This window comes from Acinetobacter sp. YH12252, assembly GCF_013417365.1.
Lineage (GTDB): Bacteria > Pseudomonadota > Gammaproteobacteria > Pseudomonadales > Moraxellaceae > Acinetobacter > Acinetobacter towneri.
Window position 1 is genome coordinate 39191 of record NZ_VPEA01000010.1, and the last position, 12498, is coordinate 51688.

The 12498-nt window shown below is 39.1% G+C and carries 12 protein-coding genes; all 12 read left to right on the forward strand.

Features of this window, described 5'->3' with window-relative positions:
- Nucleotides 1–5 precede the first annotated feature (5 nt).
- The 12 genes from FTV28_RS10520 to FTV28_RS10575 all read left to right on the forward strand — a co-directional run bounded on the left by FTV28_RS10520 (nt 6) and on the right by FTV28_RS10575 (nt 12483).
- Nucleotides 6–554: an acyltransferase gene (locus FTV28_RS10520; RefSeq protein ID WP_168541910.1), complete on the forward strand. Its 549-nt coding sequence runs from the start codon at nt 6–8 to the stop codon at nt 552–554.
- 31 nt (nt 555–585) lie between these two features.
- Nucleotides 586–1704, forward strand: a complete 1119-nt coding sequence (locus FTV28_RS10525) for a glycosyltransferase (protein ID WP_179990391.1) — start codon at nt 586–588, stop codon at nt 1702–1704.
- The gene (locus FTV28_RS10530; RefSeq protein WP_179990392.1) at nt 1701–2795 is read left to right on the forward strand and encodes a glycosyltransferase; all 1095 of its coding nucleotides are present in this window, start codon (nt 1701–1703) and stop codon (nt 2793–2795) included. The genes FTV28_RS10525 and FTV28_RS10530 overlap by 4 nt, the downstream gene beginning before the upstream one ends.
- Nucleotides 2792–3931 carry a glycosyltransferase family 4 protein gene (locus FTV28_RS10535; protein ID WP_179990393.1) on the forward strand — a complete coding sequence of 380 codons (1140 nt, stop codon included), beginning with the start codon at nt 2792–2794 and terminating at the stop codon, nt 3929–3931. Before FTV28_RS10530 ends, FTV28_RS10535 begins: the two co-directional genes overlap by 4 nt.
- 32 nt (nt 3932–3963) lie before the next feature.
- Nucleotides 3964–4491, forward strand: coding sequence for a serine O-acetyltransferase (locus tag FTV28_RS10540; RefSeq protein ID WP_179990394.1), 528 nt, complete (start codon nt 3964–3966; stop codon nt 4489–4491).
- A 154-nt stretch (nt 4492–4645) separates the two neighbouring features.
- Nucleotides 4646–5251, forward strand: a complete 606-nt coding sequence (locus FTV28_RS10545) for a sugar transferase (protein ID WP_179990395.1) — start codon at nt 4646–4648, stop codon at nt 5249–5251.
- Complete coding sequence (locus tag FTV28_RS10550; protein WP_179990396.1) at nt 5248–5904, forward strand: acetyltransferase; 657 nt, start codon at nt 5248–5250, stop codon at nt 5902–5904. The genes FTV28_RS10545 and FTV28_RS10550 overlap by 4 nt, the downstream gene beginning before the upstream one ends.
- 35 nt (nt 5905–5939) lie before the next feature.
- Nucleotides 5940–7115 carry a DegT/DnrJ/EryC1/StrS aminotransferase family protein gene (locus FTV28_RS10555; RefSeq protein WP_179990397.1) on the forward strand — a complete coding sequence of 392 codons (1176 nt, stop codon included), beginning with the start codon at nt 5940–5942 and terminating at the stop codon, nt 7113–7115.
- Nucleotides 7116–7172: 57 nt separating this feature from the next.
- The gene (locus tag FTV28_RS10560; protein ID WP_179990398.1) at nt 7173–9026 is read left to right on the forward strand and encodes a nucleoside-diphosphate sugar epimerase/dehydratase; all 1854 of its coding nucleotides are present in this window, start codon (nt 7173–7175) and stop codon (nt 9024–9026) included.
- Nucleotides 9027–9039: 13 nt separating this feature from the next.
- On the forward strand, nt 9040–9891 hold the full coding sequence (locus FTV28_RS10565; protein WP_179990399.1) for a glycosyltransferase family 2 protein: 852 nt from the start codon (nt 9040–9042) through the stop codon (nt 9889–9891).
- Entirely contained in the window at nt 9892–11304 is a 1413-nt protein-coding gene (locus FTV28_RS10570) for a lipopolysaccharide biosynthesis protein (protein WP_168730960.1), read from the forward strand.
- Nucleotides 11305–11319: 15 nt separating this feature from the next.
- A complete protein-coding gene (locus FTV28_RS10575; RefSeq protein ID WP_179990427.1) occupies nt 11320–12483 on the forward strand; it encodes a nucleotide sugar dehydrogenase in 1164 nt (387 codons plus the stop codon).
- Nucleotides 12484–12498 lie beyond the last annotated feature (15 nt).

Below are 12498 nucleotides of genomic sequence, written 5' to 3' on the forward strand. Positions count from 1 at the left end.
TGTGTATGTCATTTATGGTTTCTGCTTTTCTACAGCTGTTTGATTTGGCTTATTTTATGGCAAAAGGCAGTGTGGCTTATGCACGTAAAAAAGGTGTGACCGTCGGTGAAAATTGCCGAATTTATATTAAAAGCTGGGGCTCAGAACCATTTTTGGTCAGTATTGGTGATCATGTGACCGTGACCTCGGGGGTGAAATTTATTACCCATGATGGCAGTACTTGTTTAATCAAAGATGAGCAAGGTAAACGCTACCAACGCTTTGCACCAATTCAAGTCGGTTCGCATGTATTTATTGGGGTCAACAGCATTGTTATGCCTGGTGTGAGCATTGGCTCAAATGTGGTGATTGGCGCAGGTTCAGTGGTGACCAAAGACATTCCTGATCATAGCGTGGCAATTGGCGTACCTGCAAAAGTGGTATCCAGTTTTGCAGATTATCAAGCCAAAATTCAAAGTACTTGTGCCAGTGACAGTGAGCTTGCAGGTATCACGGATTATCGTGAGCGGGTTGAGCGCGCTATGGCCATTCAAGCCTCAAAAACACCGCATTAATATTCTCCCATTTTAAAATTTAGGTCTGCATATGTTGAATAAAGTCATGTTCTTTTTGCCAAGCTTGGGCGGTGGCGGTGCAGAACGTACTGTCATTCAACTCGCCAACAGCTTTGCAGAACAAGGTCTGAATATTCATTTGGGCGTGTGTGATGTCAAAGGTGATAAAGCCAAACTCTTGCCTGAAGTCAGCCCGAAAATTCAATTGGTGAATTTTAATTGCGGTCGTGTTGTGAATAGCATCACACCCTTAAAAATGAAGCTGAAAGCTGAGCAGTATGATTGTTTGGTTGCAACACAAACCCATACCAATATTGTGGCGAGTATTGCTAAAAAACTGGCAGGCGTTCAAACCGCATTAATTTTCCGTGAAGTATCGACGCCGTCTAAAAATTTGAAATTACAGGGTGTTGCTAAATTCGTTTTAAAAACTTTGGTGAATTGGACGTATCCTGTGGCACAGCAAGTGGTCTGTGTCTCCAAAGGGGTTGAAGCAGATTTTCGTGAATACTATAGCTATAAGAAAAATAACCTGAGCACCATTTATAACCCAGTGTTAGATGATGCCTATTTTGAAAAGCTCAAAGCGCCCGTTACGCATCGCTTTTTTAATAATGACCATAAAGTGATTTTGGCAGTGGGGCGTCTCACTGAAGCAAAGAACTTTGGTTTTTTGATCCGTTCGTTTAAAGCCTTGCATAATCAGCATCCTGAAACCCGATTATTGATTTTAGGTGAAGGCGAATTACGTGCTGAGTTTGAGGCTCTAGTGGTGGACTTGGGTTTAAAAGACGTGGTGGATTTACCGGGCTTTGATGCCAATCCATACGCTTATTTTAAATATGCATCGCTATTTGTTTTAAGCTCGAATTGGGAAGGCTTGCCGGGTGTACTTATTCAAACCTTAGCCTCTAAAGTGAAAGTGGTGAGTACCAACTGTCCAAGTGGACCAATGGAAATCCTAGAAAACTCTAAGTTTGGTTTATTGGTTGAATGTAATGATCAGGCAGGTTTAATCCAAGCGATGCAGCAAGCGATATTTGCAGATTATGTGCAATATCAAGATGCTGATTTTGAATCACATATTCAGCAGTTTCATAAGCAAACCGTAATTAAGCAGTATTTGCGAATCATGGAGTCGGCGGCATGAGCAAACCTTTGATGGTACATGTGATCACCAACTTTGCAGGCGTAGGTGGTGCCGAAATGATGTTGGCACGCTTAATTCAGCAAACTGAACATGACTATCAGCACGTGATCATTGCACTGATGAAAACTTCCGAGGTGTATCAAAGTACTTTAGAGTGTTGTCAGTCGCATTATGCGCTCGGTTGGAATGGTTTAAATACGCTGAGTACGGTGAGTAAGCTGCGCGCATTACTCAAAAAGCTACAGCCCGCAACGGTGCAATGCTGGATGTACCATGCCAATGCATTGACCAGTCTCAGTGTTATTGGTTTAGCGAAAAAACCAAAGGTCGTATGGGGCATTCATCATTCTCTTGCTTCTCCTAAAGATGAATCAATCAGCACCAAGATTGCCTTGGGCATAAGCAAAATACTGTCACAGCAACCTAGTGCTATTATTTATTGTGCGCATTCGTCTATGCAGCAGCATCAGGCCTTCGGCTTTAAAAATGGCTATAGCCAAGTGATTGCCAATGGCGTGTTTTTAGATAAATTTCAGCCTAATCCTCAATTGCATGAACCAACCGTGATTGGTTTTGCAGGGCGTTATCATACGGCCAAAGGTTATCCCTATTTGTTTGAAACCATGGGCTTGCTGAAAAATGAAAACATCATTTTTAAAATTGCAGGTGGTGGTGCAAGCCTAGAAAATCTTGAAGTGAAAGCTTTATTCGAGCAGTATCAGTTAGATGCCGAAAAAGTTCATTTGCTTGATCAAATCTCAGATATGCCTGCCTTTTATCAATCCATTGATGCATTCCTCATGACTTCGATTACCGAAGGTTTTCCGAATGTATTGGTCGAAGCCATGGCATCAGGTTTGCCATGTATCAGTACCGATGTTGGCGATGCCAAATATATTGTGCAGGATTTAGGCAGTATCGTTCCACCACGTAATGCGCAAGCTTTGGCACAAGCAATTTTAAAATATGTGCAGCAAAGCAATGATGAAAAATTGCAGTTGAAACAAGCCGTGCGTGAGCGCGTAGAAGCAAATTTCAGTATTGAGAAAGTGAGTCAGCAATATATGCAAGTTTGGGAGCAAAGCCGTTGAAATTTCTAATGATCAGCAGTTTTTTTCCATCTGTACTCAATTTTCGTGGCAAGTTATTAGAAGCGATTTCTGCGCACGGTTATGAAATTCACATCATGGCGCCTGAATTTGCATCATTCCCCGAAGAACAGCAAAAACTGCAAGCCCTGGGCTATCATCTGCATGAGATTCCCATGCAGCGTACCGGCACCAATCCACTGGCTGATTTAAAACTATTAAAACATATCTATCGGCAAATTCGTCAAATTCAGCCTGAGTATGTGCTGTCCTATACTATTAAACCTGTGATTTATGGCACGCTCGCGTCATGGCTTGCGAAAGTACCGCATCGTTTTGCCTTAATTACAGGTTTGGGCTATGCCTTTCAAAATGTGGAATCTGGCAAGCGTAGTCTGTTTCAAAAGCTGGTGCATGGCTTATATGCGCAAGCATTAAAACGTAGTGACAAAGTCTTTTTTCAAAATCCTGATGACCTCAAATTGTTTCAAGATATGCACTTGCTTGATGCTGATAAACCCACTGTAGTAGTGAATGGTTCAGGGGTAAATGTGCAAGACTTTGATGTCATGCCTTTACCAAAAAATGAACAAGGGCAGGTCAAAGCCTCTTTCTTACTTATTGCACGACTTTTGGGTGATAAGGGCGTGCGTGAATATGCTGAATCGGCACGTATCATCAAAGAAAAGCATCCTGAAGCGGAATTTCATTTGGTCGGTTGGATTGATGATAATCCATCAGCTATTTCTCAAGCCGAACTCGATACGTGGATTGCCGATGGTCGCCTTAAATATTGGGGGAAACTCAGTGATGTCAGACCGGCTATTGCCCAAAGTTCAATATATGTATTGCCATCGTATCGTGAAGGTACACCACGTACTGTATTAGAAGCGATGGCTATGGGGCGGGCGATTATTACCACTGATGCACCCGGTTGCCGTGAAACAGTATCGCATGGTGTGAATGGTTATTTGGTCGGGGTGAAATCAGTCGATGATTTGGTGCAAAGCATGCAGTACTTTATTGAAGATCCAAAATTGATTGAATATATGGGGCAGCGTTCGCGGGAAATTGTGCTGAATAAATATAATGTGCATCAAGTGAATAAGCACATGCTGGCTGAAATGGGTATCCATTAAAGGCGATTCACCCAATTTAAGAGGCGATCCAGATGACTTTAAAATATATAAAAAGTGATTTATACCGTTATACTGGTCATGTCAGTTTGAAAACTTATTTTTTCAATCGTGGTTTTAATTTTTCATTTTGGCTGCGTTTGGCCAGTGCAAAATCTTTTTGGGCGAAGTTGGCTTATCCGATTTATTATTATAAAAGAAAGCAGTACGGCATAGATATTCATACCACGACTAAAATTGGCTATGGCTTGTTTATTGGTCATGGCGGGCCGTTGGTCGTCAATCCGACAACCGTGATTGGCAATAATGTGAATTTGTCGCAATTTACCACCATTGGCGCCAATGGTGGGCGTAAAGCTGCTGAAATTGGTGACAATGTTTATATTGGACCAAATGTCTGCATTATTGAGCATGTCAAAATTGGCAATAATGCCACTATCGGTGCAGGCAGCGTGGTGACGAAAGACATTCCTGAAAATGCAACTGCAGTAGGAAACTACGCGAAGGTTATCAGCATGAATAACCCAGGTCATGCAGTCAATCGTCGTTGGACAGATCTCTAAACAGCTATATGGTTTGGCAGCTTTTAGAACAGTGACTACTTGAGTCCCTGTGATGGTTGAAATATTTTACAAATCTGATGACGTCGAACAGGGTATAATCATTGCTAGAAATGGATACTATTTCCCCATCTTCATCTAATCTTAAGAGTGAACCATGTTAAAGCGCTTATTGGATATTGTTATTGCATCATCTGCGCTGGTGCTGCTGTCGCCTATGTATTTGATCGTGGCACATAAAGTGAAAAAGAATTTAGGTTCACCGGTGTTGTTTCGTCAGGTGCGTCCAGGTTTAAATGGTCAGCCTTTTGAAATGATTAAGTTCCGCACCATGAAGGATGCGCTTGATGCTGAGGGCAATCCATTACCCGACAGTGAGCGTCTCACGCCATTTGGCAAAATGCTTCGTGCAACCAGTTTGGATGAAATGCCGGAGCTGTGGAATGTGATTAAAGGTGATATGAGCATTGTTGGCCCACGTCCCTTACTGATGGAATATCTGCCTTTATATAACGAGCAGCAAGCCAAACGTCACAACGTGCGTCCGGGCATCACCGGTTATGCGCAAGTGAATGGTCGTAATGCCATTTCATGGGAAAAGAAATTAGAACTCGATACATGGTATGTTGAAAATCAATCGCTGTGGCTCGACTTTAAAATCATGCTGAAAACCATAAAAAAAGTCATTGCCAAGGATGATATCAGTGCTGAAGGTGAAGCGACCATGACCAAATTTACCGGCACACCGGAACAAAAAAAATGACAACACTTTATGCAATTTATGGCGCTTCAGGTTGTGGGCGTAGCATGATGCCTGTCGCGCGTCAGCAATTGGCACGTCAAGGTGATGCGTCTGAAATTATCTTTATCGATGATGCTTTAACAGACATTGCTTCAGTCAATGGTCATCGTGCCATGAATTACCAAGCGTTTCTAAATGAATTTGCATCGACAAAATACGTGCAAATTGCGATTGCCAATAGTCGTGTGCGTGAAAAAATCGCTCAGCGTTTAGAAGCGGATGGCATTCAGCTTTGGTCGATCATTGCGGACCATGTGGTTTTAATGGATCAAATTGAACTCGCTGAAGGTTCTGCTTTGAGTCCTTTTGTCAGCATTGGCTCTAATGTCAAAATCGGCAAGTGTTTTCATGCCAATTTATACAGTTATGTCGAGCATGATTGTGTGATTGGGGATTTCGTTACCTTTGCGCCAGGCGTAAAATGCAACGGCAATATTCATATTCATGACAATGCCTATATCGGCGCAGGTGCCATGATTAAGCAGGGTACGCCCGATCAGCCATTTGTGATTGGCAAAGGCGCGATTGTCGGCATGGGCGCCGTGGTCACCAAAAGTGTCCCTGCGGGCGCAACAGTGGTGGGCAATCCTGCCCGTATTGTGACGAAAAAATAGATTTTTAAACTCGATTTTGAGACTAGGAAAACTCGATGTTAAACAGTGCATTTGAACCTTGGCCAAGCTTTACTCAAGCAGAAGCCGATGCGGTATCAAAAGTCCTTTTATCTAATAAGGTGAATTATTGGACCGGTCAAGAATGCCGTGAATTCGAAAAGGAATTTGCACAGTTTGCTGGAACCAAACATGCAGTTGCCGTCGCCAATGGTACCGTGGCACTTGATTTAGCCCTTAAAGCTTTGGGTATTGGTGCAGGTGATGACGTGATTGTCACCTCACGCACGTTTTTAGCTTCAGCAAGTTCAATTGTCACCGCAGGTGCAAACCCGATTTTTGCCGATGTGGAACTCGATTCACAAAATATTTCACGCCATACAATTGAAGCGGTTTTAACACCCAATACCAAAGCCATTATTTGTGTGCATTTGGCAGGTTGGATGTGTGATATGGACCCCATCATGCACTTGGCTGAGGAAAAAGGCATCTTCGTGATTGAAGACTGTGCCCAAGCACATGGCGCGATGTACAAAGGCAAATCGGCAGGTTCAATTGGTCATATTGGGGCGTGGTCATTCTGCCAAGACAAGATTATGACCACAGGCGGTGAAGGCGGGATGGTCACCACCAATGATGAAGTTCTTTGGAAAACAATGTGGTCGTATAAAGATCACGGTAAAAACTTTGATAGCGTCTATAACAAACAACATCCACCGGGCTTTCGTTGGTTGCATGATTCATTTGGTACCAACTGGCGCATGATGGAAATGCAAGCCGTGATTGGTCGGCTGCAACTCAAAGAAATGCCAGAATGGACAGCAAAACGCAATGCCAATATGGCACGTATCCAAGCTGTATTTGAAAACAGCCCTTATTTTACCGTAGCGAAACCCTCTAGTTACTATGTACATGCCGCTTATAAATGCTATGTGCAAGTCAATGTCGATGTTTTACCCGACGGCTGGTCTCGTGACCGCATTATGGCGGAAATTTCATCTCAAGCAGTTCCATGCTTTAGCGGTTCATGTTCAGAAGTGTATTTAGAAAAAGCCTTCGATGGAACGCCTTGGCGTCCTGAGCAACGACTGGTTAATGCCAAAAGCTTGGGAGAAAACAGTTTAATGTTTTTGGTACATCCGACTTTGTCTGACAGTAATATGCAAAAAATGGTGGATAGTATCCAACAGGTGATCTCACAAATCTCCATTTAAAACAGCGTATAATTTGTTATGCAACTTTTTGCCTTTATCTAAACCATTGAGCCCATCGTGAAAGACATTATCCGAGTCATTGCATCTTTGCCGCGCCGTCAAAAACAAGCTGTTTTAGTGGTCATGGATATCTGTGTTTTGCCTTTGATGATGTGGCTGGTTTATGCCATTCGACTAGCCAAACCTAATGTTCCAGTCATGGAAGGCTTAGATTTCTGGTATCTGTATGTAGGTGTTTTTGGTGTTGCAATTTTTGCCTTACTCGGCATTTATAGCGCGATTGTACGCTCTTTCAATGAAGATTATTTGCTACGGATTTCGATTGCGACATTTATTCAAATTGTTGGGTTATATGCGGTTAAGAAACTTGGTTTAGCCTTTATTCCTATGAGCATTCCGCTCATGTACGGCTTTGTGCTGTTTTCTTGGATGTGGTGGAGCCGTGCTGTGATTCGCTATGCCACACTGCGTACTTTTGTGAAAAAGCAAAACCGTAAGCGTGTCGCGATTTATGGTGCGGGGCTTGCGGGGCAGCAAATTGCGGCCGCATTATATCGCTCAGATGACTATTTGCCCGTCTGTTTTATTGATGATAAAGCTTCGCTACAAGGGCAGTCTTTAAGCGGATTAAAAGTCTTTTCACCCAAAAAGGCACTCGGAGCATTTCGTAAGTTTCACATCGAAGAAATATTACTGGCTATGCCATCTGTAAGTCGTGCACGTAAAAAAGCAATTATCGAGTCTTTTGAACCGTCTAATGTGAAAATTATGGAGCTGCCAGGAGTTACCCAACTGGTAGGAGGGCGCGTTCAAGTCTCCGACATCAGAGAAGTCGACATTATTGACTTACTAGGACGTGATCCAGTACCACCAAAGTTAGCGCTTTTAGAAAAAAATATTAAAAATAAAGTGGTCATGGTCACAGGGGCAGGGGGGTCAATCGGCTCTGAGTTATGCCGTCAGATGGTGAAACATCAGCCTAAATTGCTGGTGCTGTTTGAAATGTCTGAATTTGCTTTGTATTCGATTGACCGTGAATTGCAGGCATTTGATATACAAATTATTCCAGTATTAGGTTCTGTCACCAATCAGTCAAAACTGGAACGTATATTGCAGCAATATGCGGTACAAACGGTGTATCACGCGGCGGCTTATAAGCATGTGCCGCTTGTAGAGGCAAATCCATTTGAAGGCATTTACAATACCTCAATTGGTACGCGGCGCAGTGTAGATGCTGCAGTGAATCAAAATGTTGAAACCTTTGTATTAATTTCAACGGATAAAGCCGTGCGTCCAACCAATGTGATGGGCGCTTCTAAACGCATGGCAGAGCTGTATTGTCAGGGTTTAGCATCGACAAATCCAAAGACTCAAATCAGTATTGTACGTTTTGGTAATGTGCTGGGTTCATCAGGTTCTGTGGTACCATTGTTTAAAAAGCAAATTGCACAAGGCGGACCTGTCACGGTGACGCATCCTGAAGTAACGCGTTACTTTATGACTATTCCAGAGGCTGCACAGCTGGTGATTCAAGCGGGTGCGATGGGTACTGGTGGTGATGTATTTTTATTAGATATGGGCGAGCCTGTTAAAATTGTAGACTTAGCCAAACAAATGATTCGCTTGAGTGGTTTTAAGCCTGTAGATGAAAAAGGGCTTGGGGATATTAAGATTGAATTTACTGGGCTAAGACCAGGTGAAAAATTGTATGAAGAATTATTAATTGATGCAGAAAATGTTGAAAAAACAAAGCATGAGCGGATTTTAAAATCTTTTGAAAAATATTATGAGTTTTTAGAAATAGTTAGTATATTTGAGCAACTTGGCGAAAGTTGTAAAGATCTTTCAAAAATACTTCATTTGAAGTCACTCTTGGAGAGTTACGTTGATGGTTACTCCAGAAATAATTAATTAGGTTCTATAAATGCAACGAAAAGAAATTTCTTTACTTGTGATTTTGTATGGCAAGGATTTTACGCAATCTCAAACATTAAAATGTATTCTTGATTTTGAAAATAAAATCGACAATTTAGTAGTTGTAAATAATGGTCCTGAAAAGTTAAATGGTGAAGATAGCTTTTTGAATTTTCTAAAATTAAAGCATAATCAAGTTTATTTTTTTGAGTTTTTGGAAAACAAACCTTTAAGTTGGATTTATAATGATTTTGTTGCTAACTTTAAAAGTGATTATTATGTGATTTTTGATGATGATACTCATATTACTAAAGAAAGTGAAAAACAAATTTTTAATTTAAGTGATATTGATATAGAAATCCCAAAAATTTATGCAATTCAAGATAAAAAACAATATTATCCAATCGTAAATGGAAATATTTACACATCTTATGGTCTGATTACTGAGTATTCTGAGATTTACTCTATTGGTTCTGGCTTGATTTTTTCTAAAAATGTTAAAGATGTCTTCAGGGATAATAATCTTGAATTGTTTGATTCGAATTTTTCACTTTATGGTGTGGATATTAGCTTTTTTAGGAAAATTAATTATTTAAAGGGTGAAAATATAGCCTTTAAAGTTAGCTCTTTGATTTCTATTGATCACTCATTATCCCGAGCTGAGGGGGGGATCAGTGAATGGCGATATATAGAGAGATTATATGATCAGACTTTATCTATAAAATATTATCAAAAATTTAAAATGCTCAGGTTGTTAAAGCTACTAATAAAAAATTTCCGAAAATTAAATCGTATAGAAGTAATACTTATGACTTATTTTAATGGATTTCACCCTAGATGTGCGAAAAAAGCGAAAAAATAGATGTCATTATTAAATAATGTGAAATGGATTGGGGTTAGTCAGTTAGTAAAAATTTTAGCACAAATAGTAACAATTTTTTATCTAACACGGATTATCTCGCCAAATGAATATGGTTTGCTGGCAATGACAGCGATAGTCATGAATTTGGCAATCATTTTTAGTGATATGGGAACTGCTTCTGCTGTTATACAAAAGCAAAATATTACTATTGGTTTTTATAACTTAGTATATAAAATTAATATATGTATTGGAATTTTAGTATTAGGTGTGATTTTTTTATGTGCACCTATTGTTGTTGAATATTTTGGAAGGTCAGAGCTTTATGGTTTACTTTATTTTTTATCTATAATTTTTCCAATTACTGCTTTAGGTATAGTGCATAGGGCAAAATTAGAAAAAGAGCAGAATTTTAAACTATTAGCAAAAATTGAAATTTTTTCTAGTACTACTGGCCTGGTAGTGGCAATCATAATGGCGCATCTTGATTTTGGTGTGTATAGTATTGTAACTCAGATGGTGGTTTCAGCTTTACTGATTTCTATTTCTTGCCGGTTTTTATCTGGAGTGAAGTTGAGTCTATTTGATTCATATAAAAATGAAGATTTAAAACATATTTATCATTTCAGTGGGAATTTATTAGGATTTAATTTAATTAATTATTTTTCCAGAAACTTAGATGTTATTTTAATCGGTAGATACTTTTCCTCTGCTGTTTTAGGTGCCTATTCAATTGCATATAGAATAATGCTTTTTCCTGTGCAGAGTATGACATTTGTTGTTTCGAGAGCTCTTTTACCTCATATTTCTCATGATTTAAGCAACTTTGATGTAATTAGATATAATTATTTTAATTGTGTCTTCATAATTTGCATGTTAACAGCACCTCTAATGTTTGGGATATCTGCATTATCAAATGATTTTGTAGCTCTTTTTTTTAAAGATGAGTGGGCGGGTGTTACGATTATTCTTTGCTGGTTAGCGCCAAGTGCCATTATTCAAGCCATATTAAGTACATCGGGTGCAGTTTTTACAGCATTCCAACGTACAAATTGGTTGTTTTTATTGGGGTGTGTTGGAGCTCTTATATATAGTTGCGCATTTTTTATAGGTGCTCAGTATGATATTGAAATATTTGTGAAAATGTATTTTATAGCAAATATTTTGAACTTTTTCCCTGTAATGTTTTTAATGGGTAAAATTTTAAAATTTTCCTTAAAAGATGTATTTCTCGTTATTTATAAAACTATAATACCGGCATTATTTATGTTTTTAGTGCTGTATGTAGTAAATTTATATTTAGAAAAAATAACATTTAACAATTTTTTTATTAAACTTATAATAGGGTTAATTGCATACATAATACCTCTTTGTTTTTTGAATCCAAATTTGGCAAAGAAATTTTTGAATAGATAAAAGGGCATTATTATGATGAAAATCTGTGTTGTTGGCACGGGCTATGTGGGTTTATCTAATGCGATGATGTTGGCTGATCAGCATCAGGTTATTGCATTAGATATAGATCAGCGTAGGGTAGCATTACTGAAAAATGGAATTTCTCCGATTCAAGATGAATATATCGAGAAATATTTAAAACACGTTGCTCATTTTGAGGTGACAATTGATCGGGCGATTGCTTATAAAGATAGAGATTTTATTATTATTGCGACACCGACCAATTATGATGAAGAAACTAATTACTTTGATACTTCTTCTATTGAACAAGTAATTAAAGACCTAGATACCTTACAGTCGAAGGCAACGATTATTATTAAATCAACTATTCCAGTGGGTTTTACTCAAAATATTCGAATCCAATATCCGAATTTAAATATCGTCTTTTCACCAGAGTTTTTACGAGAAGGTAAAGCGCTGTACGATAATTTATACCCTTCACGAATAGTGATCGGTGACCGTTCAGAAACAGGGCGTAAAGTTGGGGAGTTGTTTCAGCAGGCGGCATTAAAAGATGATGTTGCTGTTTTATTGATGGAGTCAACAGAAGCAGAGGCTGTAAAACTGTTTTCTAATACCTACTTAGCAATGCGTGTAGCTTATTTTAATGAATTAGATACTTATTGTGAATTACGTGGATTAAACAGTAAAGATATTATTGAAGCTGTAGGTTTGGATCCGCGAATAGGTAGCCATTATAATAATCCATCATTTGGTTATGGTGGTTATTGCTTACCTAAAGATACCAAACAGTTATTAGCCAATTATCAAGCTGTGCCACAAAATTTAATTGGTGCAATTATTCAGTCCAATACCACCCGTAAAGACTTTATTGCGCAACAAATTATACAATTAAAGCCACAAGTGGTTGGAATCTATCGTTTAGTGATGAAACAAGGCTCGGATAACTTTAGAGAATCTGCGATTCAAGGTATTATGAAGCGTATTAAAGCCAAAGGTATTGACGTGATTGTCTATGAGCCAAATTTGACGGAAGAGCGCTTTTTTAATTCTGAAGTAGTGAATGATTTTTCTGTTTTTAAACAACGTGCAGATGTGATTATTGCGAATCGGGCTGTAAATGAATTAAGTGATGTGCTCGATAAAGTGTATACACGTGATCTTTTTGGTGAAAATTAATATTTCGGAATTATT